General features: G+C 72.5%; 16 protein-coding genes. 8 read left to right on the plus strand and 8 right to left on the minus strand.

Features of this window, described 5'->3' with window-relative positions; genetic code table 11:
- Positions 1 to 64 precede the first annotated feature (64 nt).
- Entirely contained in the window at positions 65 to 1,312 is a 1,248-nt protein-coding gene (locus C3492_RS30595) for an Ig-like domain-containing protein (protein ID WP_258055980.1), read from the minus strand.
- Positions 1,313 to 1,551: 239 nt separating this feature from the next.
- On the minus strand, positions 1,552 to 1,896 hold the full coding sequence (locus C3492_RS30600) for a hypothetical protein (protein ID WP_181140635.1): 345 nt from the start codon (positions 1,894 to 1,896) through the stop codon (positions 1,552 to 1,554).
- Positions 1,897 to 2,005: 109 nt separating this feature from the next.
- Here C3492_RS30600 and C3492_RS30605 point away from each other — a divergent pair, with 109 nt between their 5' ends.
- Both C3492_RS30605 and C3492_RS30610 read left to right on the plus strand, forming a co-directional pair.
- A complete protein-coding gene (locus C3492_RS30605; RefSeq protein WP_103815882.1) occupies positions 2,006 to 2,332 on the plus strand; it encodes an LAETG motif-containing sortase-dependent surface protein in 327 nt (108 codons plus the stop codon).
- A gap of 42 nt (positions 2,333 to 2,374) precedes the next feature.
- The gene (locus C3492_RS30610; RefSeq protein WP_258055981.1) at positions 2,375 to 3,172 is read left to right on the plus strand and encodes a hypothetical protein; all 798 of its coding nucleotides are present in this window, start codon (positions 2,375 to 2,377) and stop codon (positions 3,170 to 3,172) included.
- Between the two features lie 52 nt (positions 3,173 to 3,224).
- Here the strand turns inward: C3492_RS30610 and hutH are convergent, their stop codons facing one another.
- The 3 genes from hutH to C3492_RS30625 all read right to left on the minus strand — a co-directional run bounded on the left by hutH (position 3,225) and on the right by C3492_RS30625 (position 7,342).
- Positions 3,225 to 4,763 (minus strand): histidine ammonia-lyase, encoded by a 1,539-nt coding sequence (gene hutH / locus C3492_RS30615; RefSeq protein ID WP_103815884.1) that lies wholly within the window; start codon positions 4,761 to 4,763, stop codon positions 3,225 to 3,227.
- 87 nt (positions 4,764 to 4,850) lie between these two features.
- Entirely contained in the window at positions 4,851 to 5,993 is a 1,143-nt protein-coding gene (locus C3492_RS30620) for a GGDEF domain-containing protein (RefSeq protein WP_103815885.1), read from the minus strand.
- Positions 5,994 to 6,547: 554 nt separating this feature from the next.
- The gene (locus C3492_RS30625) at positions 6,548 to 7,342 is read right to left on the minus strand and encodes an enoyl-CoA hydratase/isomerase family protein (protein WP_103815886.1); all 795 of its coding nucleotides are present in this window, start codon (positions 7,340 to 7,342) and stop codon (positions 6,548 to 6,550) included.
- A gap of 152 nt (positions 7,343 to 7,494) precedes the next feature.
- Between C3492_RS30625 and C3492_RS30630 the strand changes: the two genes are divergently transcribed.
- Positions 7,495 to 8,118: a hypothetical protein gene (locus C3492_RS30630; protein ID WP_181140636.1), complete on the plus strand. Its 624-nt coding sequence runs from the start codon at positions 7,495 to 7,497 to the stop codon at positions 8,116 to 8,118.
- A 122-nt stretch (positions 8,119 to 8,240) separates the two neighbouring features.
- On the opposite strand, the gene C3492_RS30635 is transcribed toward C3492_RS30630, so the two are convergent.
- Complete coding sequence (locus C3492_RS30635) at positions 8,241 to 9,365, minus strand: adenylate/guanylate cyclase domain-containing protein (protein WP_014674603.1); 1,125 nt, start codon at positions 9,363 to 9,365, stop codon at positions 8,241 to 8,243.
- Between the two features lie 214 nt (positions 9,366 to 9,579).
- A complete protein-coding gene (locus tag C3492_RS30640; protein WP_103815887.1) occupies positions 9,580 to 10,440 on the minus strand; it encodes a biotin--[acetyl-CoA-carboxylase] ligase in 861 nt (286 codons plus the stop codon).
- A 110-nt stretch (positions 10,441 to 10,550) separates the two neighbouring features.
- Here C3492_RS30640 and C3492_RS30645 point away from each other — a divergent pair, with 110 nt between their 5' ends.
- From C3492_RS30645 to C3492_RS30655, 4 genes are all read left to right on the plus strand, one after another.
- Complete coding sequence (locus C3492_RS30645) at positions 10,551 to 12,164, plus strand: acyl-CoA carboxylase subunit beta (protein WP_103815888.1); 1,614 nt, start codon at positions 10,551 to 10,553, stop codon at positions 12,162 to 12,164.
- Positions 12,165 to 12,187: 23 nt separating this feature from the next.
- On the plus strand, positions 12,188 to 12,397 hold the full coding sequence (locus C3492_RS30650; protein ID WP_014674600.1) for an acyl-CoA carboxylase epsilon subunit: 210 nt from the start codon (positions 12,188 to 12,190) through the stop codon (positions 12,395 to 12,397).
- 82 nt (positions 12,398 to 12,479) lie between these two features.
- Positions 12,480 to 12,608: a morphogenic membrane protein MmpB gene (gene mmpB, locus C3492_RS46155; protein WP_258055984.1), complete on the plus strand. Its 129-nt coding sequence runs from the start codon at positions 12,480 to 12,482 to the stop codon at positions 12,606 to 12,608.
- Positions 12,609 to 12,640: 32 nt separating this feature from the next.
- A complete protein-coding gene (locus C3492_RS30655) occupies positions 12,641 to 13,258 on the plus strand; it encodes a nucleoside triphosphate pyrophosphatase (protein ID WP_103815889.1) in 618 nt (205 codons plus the stop codon).
- Here C3492_RS30655 and C3492_RS30660 read toward each other — a convergent pair.
- On the minus strand, positions 13,230 to 13,799 hold the full coding sequence (locus C3492_RS30660; RefSeq protein WP_181140637.1) for a hypothetical protein: 570 nt from the start codon (positions 13,797 to 13,799) through the stop codon (positions 13,230 to 13,232). The two genes, C3492_RS30655 and C3492_RS30660, sit on opposite strands and share 29 nt — an antisense overlap.
- Positions 13,800 to 14,177: 378 nt before the next feature.
- On the opposite strand from C3492_RS30660, the gene C3492_RS30665 reads away from it, so the two are divergent.
- Positions 14,178 to 14,568 (plus strand): biotin carboxylase N-terminal domain-containing protein (locus C3492_RS30665; RefSeq protein WP_308461164.1); only part of this gene is annotated, 391 nt, incomplete at its 3' end.

Genomic DNA, 14,568 nt, shown 5'->3' on the forward strand with positions numbered 1-14,568 from the left:
AGAGAAGCATGAAAAGACCGGTGCCGCCCCTGGGGGCGGCACCGGTACAGCGGGTGAGGAGGCGTCAGACGGCCGAGCCGGCCTTCCACTGCGCCCAGTCCATGTTCCAGCCGTTGAGGCCGTTGTCGGGCGAGACCGTCTTGTCGCCGGTGTTCTGGACGACCACGACGTCACCGATCAGCGAGTGGTTGTAGAACCAGGACGCCGGCGTGCTCGGGTCGTTGGCACCCTTCTTGTCCTGGAGGCCCACACAGCCGTGGCTGGTGTTGACGTTGCCGAACACCGAGGGGGCGCCCCAGTAGTTGCCGTGGATGAAGGTGCCGGAGGTGGTCAGGCGCATGGCGTGCGGCACGTCCTTGATGTCGTACTCGCCCTTGCCGTCGTCGTCGGTGAAGCCGACGGTCGCGCCGTTCATCCGGGTCTCCTTGAACTTCTCGGAGATCACCATCTGGCCCTCGTACGTCTTGTTGTCGGGCGAGCCGGCGGAGATCGGTATGGTCTTGACGACCTTGCCGTCCTGCGTGATCTTCATCTGCTTGGTCTGCGCGTCGACGTACGAGACCTGGTTGCGGCCGATGTGGAAGGTGACCGTCTTCTGCTGGACGCCGTAGACGCCGCTGGCGCCCTGGACGCCGTCGAGCGCGAGCTTCAGGGTGACGGTGGAGCCTTCCTTCCAGTACTCCTCCGGGCGGCAGTCCATGCGGTTGGCGTTGAACCAGTGGCAGGCGACCTCCTGGCCGCTGCTGGAGCTGACCGTGATGCCCTTCTGCACGGCCGCCTTGTCGGTGATCGCCTTGTCGAAGTTGATCGACACCGGCATGCCGACGCCGACCGTGGCGCCGTTGTCCGGGGTGAAGGTGCCGATGAAGCTGTTGGCCGGGGAGACCGTGGTGAAGGACGCGTTCTCGTGGGCTATGCGGCCCTCTGAGTCCTTCGCCTCCGCGGCGAGCTTGTAGGTGGTGGAGCGCTCCAGCTGGCCGGTGGGCTTCCAGCTCTTCTTGTCGGCGGACAGCTGGCCGGCGACGGTCTTGCCGTCCTGGCCGGTCATCGTGACGGTCGTCAGCGTGCCCTTGCGCACGGTGACGGTCGCGGAGTTGTTGATAGAGGCGTTGTTGGAGCCGTCCTTGGGCGTGATCGTGATCTGCGCCTCCGACGACTTCTTGGCCGCCGCCTCGTCGACCTTGGCCTGCGAGGTGTCGTTGCCGCCGGAGGAGGCGTCGGCGTCGCCGCCCGAACACGCCGTCAGCACCAGCACACCACCGAGCAGAGCGGACGCGGCCGCGAGGCCCCTACGCCGCTTACTGTTCGTCATCACAAGCTTCTCCATCGTTGCCGAGTCGCGATAACCCCGGGAGTCCCCGCCAAGAACCATCAACGCTACGGCCGGTGTGTCCCGTTCCCCAGCCCATGGGCCTGTGGGGCATCCCACGTCCGCGGAACGCGGTCGCGTCCGCGGCTGTGCGGTGGTGCGGGAGCCGGTCCGTGCGTCCCCTGGGACGACGAAACCCCGGACGACGGTTGCCGTCCGGGGTCGTGGGTGCCCCGCGACGCTCAGCCGATGCCGTCCTCTTCCTCGTCGTCCGCCCCATCATCCTCGTCCAGGTCCCAGTCCGGCGAATCGGGGTCGTAGTCGACCCGCTCGCTGGACCAGGACGCCTGCTGGAGTTCCACTCCGGGCACCTCACTGACCAGGTCGAACGGGTCCACGAGATACGCCAGGGCCTCCGCGGTGTCTTCCGTCACAGCCGCCTCGGCCTGGGCCCGCTCCCCCTCCGGGAGCTCCGGGTCCCGGGCGATCCGGCGCAGCGCGGCCTTGGCCACCTCGTCGTCGTCCTGTACTTCCAGCACCAGCTCCACGCGAAGCCGCACAAAACGTGATGTCTCTTCTGTGCTCATGGCGGGAGCGTACGGCCGAAACCTCCCGTGACTTTCCTGTGACCCGCGCCTTTCACTAACATCGCCCCACACGGCCAATTCGCCAGCGTCACAAGGGGATCGATATTCCGTGTCATCCGCTCGCCGTCCGCTGCTGACCGCCACCGCCGCGGGCACCCTGCTGTGCGCCCTGTGGTTCGTCCCGTCCGCGAACGCCTCGCAGGAGGCCCCGGCACGACAGACGGCGCGGACGTCCGCGCCGACGCAGGTCACACAGGCCAGAGCGGTGACGGTGGCGACCGCGGAGGGCGCGGACCGCGCGGTGGCCGAGGAGACCGAACTGGCCGACACGGGAAGCTTCGACACCACGCCGTACGTCGTCGGCGGCAGCCTCTTCCTCGCCGTGGGTGCCGGATTCGTCGTGTATTCGGTACGCCGGGAACGCCTGGGCTTTTGATCGTCCTTGACGAAAGTTTGACAGTCCGCTCATAGTTCGCTCATGAAGAGATCATCGGGCGTGCGGCTGTGCGCCACCGCAGCTGTGAGCGCGCTGTCGCTCGCCCTCATCACGGGCTGTGGCGACGGGGGGTCGAAGGACTCCGGGGACGCCAAGGGCTCGGACGCGGCGAAGCCGGCCGCGAAGGCGCTGAGCGCCGCCGAACTGAAGAAGCTGATCATCGCCAAGGGCGAGGTGCCCGGGTACGAGGTCGGCCCCGTCGAGGGCGGCATCCCCGACCGCGGCAAGGTCACGTCCGACGACGCCAAGTGCCAGCCGGTGCTCCAGGCGTTCACCGGCATCGCGCCCGGTGAGCCGGCCGCGGACACCAGCCGCATGGCCACGGAGGACAAGAAGAAGGACCCCACGGACGACGCCACGTCCCTGGACGACCTGGCCGACGGCAAGTTCGAGGACGCGATCAACAAGTCCATGGACCTGGACGTCACCGTGGTCACCCTGGCCTCGTACGACGGCGACGGCGCCGAGCAGGCCCTGAAGTCGGTCTCGGACGCGGTCAAGGCCTGCGCGGGCGGCTTCTCCGGCGAGCAGGACGGCGAGAAGGGCAAGTTCACCAAGGTCGCCGAGGAGAAGTCCTCGGGCACCGGTGACGCGTCGGTGGCCTTCACCGCGACCAACGACGCGGGCAAGGACGGCGCCCTGCCGCTGCACGCCGAGGTCGTGCGGCACGGGAACACCCTCGCCACGTACACCACCATCAACATCGGGGCGATGATGAGCAAGAAGGCCTACACGGTCTCCGCTCCGGTGGTGAAGGCGCAGGCCGCCAAGCTGAAGTGACGTTGTGTCCGTAGTGCTCGGGGCCCCGGCGGTTGCCGGGGCCCCGACGCGTTCACTGGAGCGGGCCCGTGACCTTCTCCACGGCCGCCACGAGATCGCCGCCGCGCACGAACGCGTCGGCGGCTGCCAGGTCGGGCGCCAGGAACCGGTCCGGACCCGGGCCCTGCACCCCCGCGGCCCGGACGGCCTCGATGACCGCCTGGGAGGCGGGCGCCGGGGCGAGGCCCTCGCGCAGCTCGATGGCGCGGGTGGCCGCGTACAGCTCGATGGCGATGACCCGGGTGAGGTTGTCCACGGCGGTGCGCAGCTTGCGCGCGGCCGACCAGCCCATGGAGACGTGGTCCTCCTGCATGGCGGAGGACGGGATCGAGTCCGCGGAGGCCGGTACGGCGAGCCGCTTCAGCTCGCTGACCAGCGCGGCCTGCGTGTACTGGGCGATCATCAGGCCGGAGTCCACGCCGGCGTCGTCCGCGAGGAACGGCGGCAGGCCGTGGCTGCGGTTCTTGTCCAGCAGCCGGTCGGTGCGGCGTTCGGCGATGGAGCCGAGGTCGGCGGCGGCGATGGCGAGGAAGTCCAGGACGTAGGCCACGGGAGCGCCGTGGAAGTTGCCGTTGGACTCCACGCGGCCGTCGGGCAGCACGACCGGGTTGTCGACGGCGGAGGCCAGCTCGCGCTCGGCGACCAGGCGGGCGTGCGCGAGGGTGTCGCGGCCGGCGCCGGCGACCTGCGGGGCGCAGCGCACCGAGTAGGCGTCCTGGACGCGGGGCGCGTCGTCCTGGTGGTGCCCGGTGAGCTGGGAGCCCTTGAGCACGGCGAGCATGTTGGCGGCGGAGGCGCCCTGGCCCGGATGGGGCCGGATGGCGTGCAGCTCGGGGGCCAGCACCTTGTCCGTGCCGAGCAGCGCCTCCAGGCTGAGGGCGGCGGTGACGTCGGCGGACTTGTAGAGGGTGTCGAGGTCGGCGAGGGCCATGATCAGCATGCCGAGCATGCCGTCGGTGCCGTTGAGGAGGGCGAGGCCCTCCTTCTCGCGCAGCTCGACGGGGGCGATCCCGTGCTCGGCGAGCAGCTCGCCGGCGGGCCGGACGGTGCCGTCGGGGCCCTCCGCCTCCCCTTCTCCCATGAGGGTGAGGGCGCAGTGGGACAGCGGGGCCAGGTCGCCGGAGCAGCCGAGGGAGCCGTACTCGTGCACGACCGGGGTGATCCCGGCGTTCAGCACGTCGGCCATGGTCTGCGCGACCTCGGGCCGCACACCGGTGTGCCCGGAGCAGACGGTCTTCAGACGCAGGAACATCAGGGCCCGTACGACCTCGCGCTCGACCCGGGGACCCATGCCGGCCGCGTGCGAGCGGACGATGTTGCGCTGTAGCTGGGCGCGCAGTTCCTGGCTGATGTGCCGGGTCGCCAGGGCGCCGAAGCCGGTGGAGACGCCGTAGACCGGGTCGGGCTTGGCCGCGAGCGCGTCCACGATCTCCCGGGCCGCCGCGAGGGCCGCCACCGCCTCCGCCGACAGCTCGATGCGGGCACCGCCGCGCGCCACGGCGAGAACGTCGGACGCCGTGACCCCGGACGTCCCCACCACCACAGTGTGCATATCCATATTCAGGAGCGTACGCATTGAATGCCCTGGTGTCACTAGTGGGGACCGGGAGCACCCCTTACCGTCGGTGTGGGCTTCGCCTCACGGCCGGCGTCCGCGGAACCGGCGCCGCTCGGCCCGCGAGGGCGGCGGTGCGTCGGCCAGCCGCACGACCGGATCGTCCGGCCCCTCCCGCCCGGCCACCACCGGCCGGTCCAGGCGGAGCGCCTTCGCCCGGTACTGGGCGGCGTCCGCGAGCCGGAACAGCCGGCGGGCGTCCCGGACCTCCCCGATCGCGTCCTCGGTCGAGGCGACCCCGCAGGCGACGCCCTCCCCCGGATCCAGCTCCCCGGCCCGCCGGCACAGTTCGTCGGCCGCCTTCACCACGTCGTCGGCGGGCGGCCCGACCGCGAGCAGACAGAACTCGTCACCGCCGAGCCGTGCGGCCAGCGCGCCCGGCACCATCGCTCCGCACAGCGACAGCACCGAGCCGAAGCGTTCGAGGAGGCGGTCGCCGACGGCGTGCCCGAGGGTGTCGTTGACCCGCTTGAGCCCGTTGAGGTCGCAGACGACCAGGCTGACGACCACACCCTCGGCGCGGTGCCGCTCCACGGCCTCCTCCAGGCGTACGTCCACGGCACGGCGGTTGGCCAGGCCGGTGAGGGCGTCGGTGTACGCGAGCCGGCGGGCCTCCTCCAGCCGCTCGGTCTGCGCGATGCCCGCGGCGACGACGGCGGCGAGGACGGTGGCGAAGTCGGCGTCGGCCCGCGCGAAGAGGGGCTCGCCGACCGCCCGCGCCACATACAGCTCGCCCCAGGCCCGGCCGTGCAGGACGACCGGGGCGACCACGCAGCAGCCGCGGCCGCGGCGGCGCAGGGCGGCGACGCGCTGGTGGAGGTAGCCGGGGGTGCCCTTCGCCGTGCCCCCGGCCGTCTCCACCCAGGCGTTGGGACCGCCGCCGCCGGCCCACCGCTCGTGCAGGAACTCGGTGATCTCCGGGAACTGGTGCACCGGGTAGGTCTCGGCCTCCGGGAACTCCTCCTCGTCCGGGGCGCGGTCGCCCACGTTCACGAGGACCCGGAGCCGGCCGAGTTCGCGTTCCCACACCGACAGCGCGGCGAAGCTGCCGTCCAGCGCGTGGCAGGCGCCGAGGGCGGCGGCCTGCCAGCACTCCCGCGGGGTGTGCGCCGCCGCCATGCCCTGCGCCAGCGCCACGACTGCGGTCAGCCGCTTGTCCTCACCCATCACTCCAGGTTAGGGAGGAATGAGGGGTTTGGTGGTGTGGGTGCGGCGATCAGGTGGCGGACCGTTGCGCTCCGCGGGGGGCGGGTGGGGCTGCGGCTCGGGGCCCTTGCGGGGTGCGGGTGCGGTGTGGCTCGCGGCGTGCGGCTCCCAGCTCGGGGCCCTTGCGGGGTGCGGGTGCGGTGTGGCTCGCGGCGTGCGGCTCGCGGCTCCATCCCCGTCGCCGGGTGCGGGTGCGGTGTGGCTGGCGGCGTGCGGCTCCCGGCTCGCGGCTCCGTCCCCGTCGCCGGGTGCCGGTGCGCTGCGGCCGGTCACGCAGCTCCCCGCGCCCCTCCAAGGCGCCGGCCGACGTCGGCACATGCGGCTCCCCGCCCCGCGGCCCCGGACCGGTCGCCGGGTGCCGGTGCGCTGCGGCCGGTGGCGCAGTTCCCCGCGCCCCTCCAAGGCGCCGGCCGACGTCGGCACATACGGCTCCCCGCCCCGCTGACCCGGACCATCGCCGGGTGCCGGTGCGCTGCGGCCGGTCGCGCAGTCCCCCGCACCCCTTCAGGGCGGTTCTACTCGCCCGGCCACTCCGGCTTGCGCTTCTCGTTGAAGGCCGCCACCCCCTCCGCCCGGTCGCCCGAGAAGGCCACCGAGCGCCAGGCCGCGTCCTCCACCTCCAGGCCGGCCCGCAGGTCCAGCCCGTGCCCCAAGCGCAGCGCCCGCTTCGCCGCCCGCAGCCCCACCGGCGAGTTCCCGGCGATCCGCGCGCCCAGCGCCAGCGCCTCCTCGCGGTCCCGGCCGGGCTCCACCAGCCGGTCCACCAGGCCCAGCTCGGCCGCCTCCGCCGCCTCCACGCGCCGCGCCGAGAAGATCAGCTCCGCCGCGCGGGCCGCGCCGACCCGCCGGGGCAGCAGCTGGGTGCCGCCACCGCCCGGGATCACGCCCACGGACACCTCCGGCAGCCCCACCACGGCCGTACGGTCGGCCACGATCAAGTCGCAGGACAGCGCCAGCTCGAACCCGCCGCCCAGCGCGAAGCCGTGCACCGCCGCGATCGTCGGCATCGGCAGCTCCAGCACCCCGGTGTACGCCCCACGGGCCATCGGCCGCTGCCGTACCAGGTCGGCGTCCGTGAAGGAGTTCCGCTCCTTCAGGTCCGCCCCCACGCAGAACGCCCGTTCGTGCGACGAGGCAAGGACGACCACCCGGGCGTCCCGGTCGGCGGAGAGCGCGGCGCACGCGCCCGCGAGGGAGCGGGCCATCTCCGTGGAGACCGCGTTCATCGCCTTGGGCCGGTCCAGCACCAGCTCCGCGACATGCCCGTGCCGCCGCACCAGTACGAACTCCCCGAACCGCTCCTCACCCATGACACCCTCCGGTTAACGCGGGTTAACTGCCGTCGGCCCGATCATCGCAGCCGTGCCCTTTCTCGTGAAGTCCAGGGGGCTACACCCGTTCGAGTGACATCCCGGCCTTCTCCGCGCACACCGCCCACACGAGCGCATAGCGTGCGGGACCCATGACACCGATACCTGCACACTCCGACGCGGAGCGGGAACGCGCGCCGGAGCGGGCGCCGGCAGTACGGCGCGGCCGGCATCGCAAGCCCCGGCCGCGCAAGGTGCTGCTCGCCGCCGGCGGCCTCGCCCTGGCCGCGGGCGTGCTCAGCCTGGTCCGGGCCGCCCCGGACGCGGGGGTCGGCGCGCCAGGCACGGCGGAGGCCGAGCCCCGGGTCGGCCCGGGCGGCGGGCCCACGGACCGCTCCGCCGACACCGCGGCCACCATCGCCGCCGCCCCGACCGCGCTGCCGTCGGCGACCTCCGTCATGGGCGGCAGGAGCCCCGCGCCGACGCCCACCGGCTCCCCGGTCCCCGCGGCACCGGACCCCGGCACGGCCACGCCGGCGCCCGGCGACACCGCCGTACCGACCGCCCGGCCGAGCCGCACCCCGGGCCCGCCGAGCGGCACGTCCCGGCCGCCCGCGCCGACGGCCTCCGCCCCGCGCCCGGCCCCGGCCACCTCCACCCCGACCCCGACTCCGCCCCCGAGCCACGGCCCGGCTGAGCCGGAACCCCGTCCGGGCGGGGTGTGCGTGCCGGTGATCGGGCTGTGCGTGGACGTACTCGGCGACCGGGACAGCTAGGGCCCGGCGCACATGGGAACCGCGCCCGGGCGGTCGAGTGAGGCGCCCCCGGGGCAGGGGGCTGGCCCCTCAGGCTTCGCGGGGCAGACGGGAACGCGACGACGGGCCCTCGCGGCCGACGGCTACGGCTGGCCGTCGCGGCGTGTGAGCAGCCACGGCTCGACCACGCCGAGCCCGCGCACCGGGCGCTGCCACATCGGCTGGAGCGCGAAGCGGTACACCGGCGGGTCCTCGCCCTCCTTCTCGGCCGCCGCCGCGGCCTCCGCCGCCTCCGCCTCCGAGGCGGGCGCCTCGCCGCTGCGGATCAGCTCCTCGGCGAACGCGCTGTCCACGAGGACGGCGTCGCGCGGGGCTATCGAGGTCAGCCGGGAGGCCAGGTTCACCGTCGTACCGAACACATCGCCCATGCGGGTGGTCACCGTGCCGAACGCCATGCCGACCCGCAGCTCGGGCATCGTCTCGTCGTTGGCCAGCGTCTCCACCAGCCGCAGCGCGATGTCCGCGGCCACACCGGCGTCGTCCGCCGCGTACAGCACCTCGTCCCCGAGGGTCTTGATGAGCCGGCCGCCGCGCGCCGCCACCAGGTCGGCCGCGGTCGTCTCGAACGCCTCGACCAGCTCGCCCAGCTCCTCCTCCTCCATGCGGCGGGTGAGCCGGGTGAAGCCGACGAGGTCGGCGAAGCCTACGGCGAGCCGCCGGTCGACCATCTCCTCGTCGTCGGCGGTCTGCACGACCCGGCCGGCCGACGCGGCGAGCTGGCGCCGCCAGACGTAGACGAGGAACTCCTCCAGCTCGGGCAGGAGCAGCTCGACGATCGGGTACGTCACCTCGGTGCGGGTCATGCCCGGTTCCGGGGGCTCGGTCAGGCCCTCCAGGAAGGAGTCGATCTGCCATTCCGCCAACCGGGCGGTGGTCTGCCCGGTGGACCGGGCCACCTGCACCGCCATGGCCTCGCTCAGCAGTCCCGCCTCCACCAGGCCGGCGAGGCGGCGCAGGGCCAGGACGTCGGCCTCGGTGAGGGCCTTGGCCTGGCCGATGTCGGCGAAGCCCATCGCCCGCCAGAACCGGGACGCCAGCTCCATGGAGACGCCGGCGCTGCGCGCGGCCTGGAACGGCGTGTAGCGGCGCTCGGCGCCCAGGATGAGCTGTTCGAGACGCAGGGCCAGCGGGTCATCGCCGGTCTCGGGGGCGTGGGGGTCCACCCGGCCGTCCCCGCCAGCGCCGGAGCCCGTGTCGTCGACGGTCACGCCTGCTGCCCTTCCGATCTGCCGCGGTCAGGTATCGACCGGCCTCAACTCTACGGCAGGTGTGCGCCAGCTCACTCCGTCGGGTTGGGCCGACGGCACGCGTTCCCGGCACCGGTCGAGCGAACCGGCCTGTTGCGACGGCGCGTGATCGCCGTGCCCGGCTGCGGCTCCATTGTGGCTGGTCGCGCGGTTCCCCGCGCCCCTTCGGTGCGCTCTACGCCGGCCGCAGATGGACGATGTCCCCCGCCCCCACCGGCTCCTGCACCCCGTTCTCCGTGGCGATGATCAGCCGCCCGTCGCCGTCCAGCGCCACGGCCTCACCCACCACCGAACGGTCGCCCGGCAGTTCCGCCCTCACCATCCGCCCGAGGGTCGCGCAGCCCGCGGTGTACGTCTCCTGGAGCCCGCACGCCGAGGAATCGCCCCTCACGGCACGCCAGCGCCCGTACCAGTCCTCCAGGGACCGCAGCACCGCCCGCAGCAGCGGGTCCCGGTCCGTGCCCAGCGCCCCGGCCAGGGCCAGGGAGCCGGCCTGCGGGACCGGCAGCTCGTCCGCCCTGAGCGTGACGTTGATGCCGACACCGATGACGACGCCGTCGTCACCGGCCCGCTCGGCGAGGATGCCCCCGGCCTTGCGCTCCTCCCCGTCCACGGTCACCAGCAGGTCGTTCGGCCACTTGAGCGCCGTGTCGACGCCCGCCGCCCGGGCCAGCCCGGTCGCCACCGCCACGCCCGTCAGCAGCGGCAGCCACCCCCAGCGGGCCACGGGTACCTCGGTGGGCTTGAGCAGGACGGAGAAGAACAGGCCCGACCGCGGCGGAGCCGTCCAGCGGCGGTCCAGCCGGCCCCGGCCCGACGTCTGCTCCTCGGCCACCAGGACGGCGCCCTCGTCGGCGTCCCCGGCGGCGGCCAGGGCGGCCAGGTCGGAGTTGGTGGAGCCGGTCCGCTGCACCACCTCGATGTCGCAGTACAGGCCCTGCTCCCTGACCAGCCCGCGGCGCAGCGCCGCGCCGTTCAGGGGTGGGCGGTCCAGGTCGGACCAGCGGCTGTCGTCTGATGGATTCTGCGGCGTCATGCAAGCCACCCTAGGTGTGGTAAACGACGCACTGCTGATCCGTAGGCCCGCCACTACTCTACGGATGAGTAACCGTCCCCCCTTTTGAGCAGGCAGGGAGCCGCATCCCGATGTCCGAGCCGGAAGAGCGTCACGAGATCCAAGAGATCGACATCCACACGACCGCGGGGAAGCTCGCGGATCTCCAGCGCCGCATCCACGAGGCGACGCACGCCGGCTCGGAGCGCGCCGTCGAGAAGCAGCACGCCAAGGGCAAGCTGACGGCGCGTGAGCGGATCGAACTTCTGCTCGACGAAGGGTCGTTCGTCGAGCTGGACGAGTTCGCCCGGCACCGGTCGACCAACTTCGGGCTGGAGAGGAACCGCCCGTACGGCGACGGCGTCGTCACCGGCTACGGCACGGTCGACGGCCGCCCGGTCGCGGTCTTCTCGCAGGACTTCACCGTCTTCGGCGGCGCCCTCGGCGAGGTCTACGGCCAGAAGATCGTCAAGGTCATGGACTTCGCCCTGAAGACCGGCTGCCCGGTCATCGGGATCAACGACTCCGGCGGCGCCCGCATCCAGGAGGGGGTCGCCTCCCTGGGGGCGTACGGCGAGATCTTCCGGCGCAACACCCACGCCAGCGGCGTCATCCCGCAGATCTCGCTCGTCGTCGGGCCCTGCGCGGGCGGCGCGGTCTACTCCCCGGCCATCACCGACTTCACGGTCATGGTCGACCAGACCTCGCACATGTTCATCACCGGTCCGGACGTCATCAAGACCGTCACCGGCGAGGACGTCGGCTTCGAGGAGCTGGGCGGCGCCCGCACCCACAACACCGCCTCCGGTGTGGCCCACCACATGGCCGGGGACGAGAAGGACGCCATCGAGTACGTCAAGCAGCTGCTGTCGTACCTGCCGTCCAACAACCTCTCCGAGCCCCCGGTCTTCGCGGAGGAGGCGGACCTCTCCCCCAGCGACGAGGACCGGGAGCTGGACACCGTCGTACCGGACAGCGCCAACCAGCCGTACGACATGCACACGGTGATCGAGCACGTCCTGGACGACGCCGAGTTCTTCGAGACGCAGGCCCTGTTCGCGCCGAACATCCTCACCGGGTTCGGGCGGGTCGAGGGCCACCCGGTCGGCGTGGTCGCCAACCAGCCGATGCAGTTCGCCGGCTGCCTCGACATCACGGCGAGCGAGAAGGCCGCCCGTTTCGTGCGGACCTGCGACGCCTTCAACATCCCGGTCCTGACCTTCGTGGACGTGCCGGGCTTCCTGCCGGGCGTCGGCCAGGAGCACGACGGCATCATCCGGCGCGGCGCCAAGCTGATCTACGCCTACGCCGAGGCCACCGTCCCGCTGATCACCGTCATCACCCGCAAGGCCTTCGGCGGCGCCTACGACGTCATGGGCTCCAAGCACCTGGGCGCCGACCTCAACCTGGCCTGGCCCACCGCCCAGATCGCCGTCATGGGCGCCCAGGGCGCGGTCAACATCCTGCACCGCCGCACGATCGCGGAGGCGGAGGCGAGCGGTGAGGACGTCGAGGCGGTGCGCGCCCGGCTGATCCAGGAGTACGAGGACACCCTCCTCAACCCCTACGTCGCGGCCGAGCGCGGCTACGTCGACGCGGTGATCATGCCGTCCGACACCCGCGCGCACATCGTCCGCGGGCTGCGTCAGCTGCGCACCAAGCGGGAATCCCTGCCTCCGAAGAAGCACGGCAACATCCCCCTCTAGGCCCGCGGACCCTGGGAGCGGTCATGAACATCAAGGTCGTACGAGGCAACCCGACCCCGGAGGAGCTGGCCGCCGCCCTGGCGGTGGTCCGCGCCCGCGCCGCGGCGGCAGCGGCGACGCCGTCCGGCGCGGAGCCCCCGAGGGACGCGTGGTCCGACCCGTCGAGGATCGCGGCCCACCGCGTCCCCCGGCCGGGCCCGACGTCCTGGACCCGCACCTACTGGCCGAGCTGAGGGATCGCGGGAACCACACCGGGCGCGAACTTGAGTAGCTGTACTCAGGCGTCCTCCCCGGCCGAGGCCCCACGCTGGTGGAGTGCTGTGGTCAGATCCGGACAACGAGCCGCCGAAGGACCTGCGCGACGCGCAGGACATGCTTCGGCGGCTCGGTCTTCTCGTGGCCCTGGCCATGGTGCTGTTCATGATCATCAGTGGTCTGAGGTGAGCCGAACGGCGCACCCTGACTAACCTGACCGCATGACTGCCAAACGCCGCAGGCGACTCGTGCTCGCCTCCCAGTCCCCCGCCCGGCTGGCCCTGCTCCGGCAGGCCGGCCTCGCCCCCGAGGTGATCGTGAGCGGCGTCGACGAGGACGCCGTCACCGCCCCCACCCCGGCGGAGCTCGCCCTCGCCCTCGCCGAGGCCAAGGCGAGCGTCGTGGCGGCCAAGCCGGAGGTGCGGGGCGCGCTGGTGATCGGCTGTGACTCGGTGCTGGAGCTGGACGGGCAGGCGCTCGGCAAGCCGGCCGACGCGGAGGAGGCCACCGCCCGCTGGAAGAGCATGCGCGGGCGGGCCGGAGTGCTCCAGACGGGGCACTGCGTGTGGGACACGGAGGCCAAGCGGTACGTGTCGGCGACCGCGTCCACCGTCGTCCGGTTCGGCGAGCCCAGCGACGAGGAGATCGTCGCCTACGTGGCCTCGGGGGAGCCGCTGCACGTCGCCGGCGCGTTCACCCTGGACGGCCGTTCGGCGCCGTTCATCGAGGGCATCGACGGCGACCACGGCAATGTGATCGGCATCAGCCTGCCCCTGCTCCGCAAGCTGCTCGCCGAACTGGGCGTGGGCATCACGGAGTTGTGGGCACCGGAGCGGTGATCTGGGTGGGGACCGAGTCCTGCGGCTCGCCGTCCCCGTCCTGCGGCTCGTCCGTACGGCTCACCGGCGCACCCCCTCCGGCGGGGGCCGCGCCCGGCTCCGCCCGCGCGACCGGTCCGGCACCCTCCCCGGGCGTGCCGCCGGGCGCCGCGCCCTCCGGTCCGCCCGCGCGGTCGTACGTCATCAGGAGCAGCACGATCAGCCCGAGGACGACCACCATGAACAGGAACGCCGTCCAGCCGACCAGGCCCCAGGCGAACGCGCCGAGCAGGCCGTGCACCACGGCCGCGCTGATCAGCAGGACGCGGCCGAGACCCGCCGGGGCGCGGTCACGTATCGCGACCAGCGCGGCCACCAGCGCGCACAGCGCGAAGTAGAGGCCGAAGACCACTCCGCCGATCTTCGAGGACGTCGACATGACGTCCGGGTCGAGACCGGCCAGGGACATGTCCTGCCGGTCGACGACCACTCCGAGGAACCAGTTCAGCGCGGCGATGAAGACGGCCTCCGCCAGGAGGACGACCGCCACGACCCCTGCCACCGGTCTGCGCACCACCGGTCCCACCCACTCTCACACCAGCAGCCTGTTACCCCAGGTACGTTCGGGACAGCGCGAACGCTACTAACGGGTAAACCCAGGGACAAGGGTTCGGGCCGCAGCAAAGAATCATTGGGCCATTCGTAGGGACTCGACAAAGAATCCGAGTGGGCCGCAGCACGCCTTCACAGAGACCTTGGCCACATGGCAGGGCTAGGGTTTTCCGCAGGAGTCCTGCGTACCGAGGTGCGACATGGGCTTTCGCGGGTCGCGCGGACCTCGCATCACGCTCCGTGTGGGCAAGCTCACCACAGGGGACGGGTCGAAGTGCCGTGTCGGCAGTCCCTAAACTCGGCTTGTTTCAAGGAGGGAGCCTCAATCGTGCGCAAGGTGCTCATCGCCAACCGTGGCGAAATCGCTGTCCGCGTGGCCCGGGCCTGCCGGGACGCCGGGATCGCGAGCGTGGCCGTCTACGCCGACCCGGACCGGGACGCTCTGCATGTCCGCGCCGCGGATGAGGCGTTCGCTCTGGGCGGTGACACCCCGGCCACCAGCTACCTGGTCATCGAGAAGATCTTGAACGCGGCGCGTGAGTCCGGCGCGGACGCCGTCCATCCGGGGTACGGCTTCCTGTCGGAGAACGCCGAATTCGCCCAGGCGGTGCTGGACGCCGGCCTGATCTGGATCGGCCCGCCGCCGCAGGCGATCCGCGACCTGGGCGACAAGGTCGCCGCCCGGCACATCGCCCAGCGCGCCGGCGCGCCGCTGGTCG

It is taken from the genome of Streptomyces sp. Ru62 (assembly GCF_002920615.1).
GTDB lineage: Bacteria > Actinomycetota > Actinomycetes > Streptomycetales > Streptomycetaceae > Streptomyces.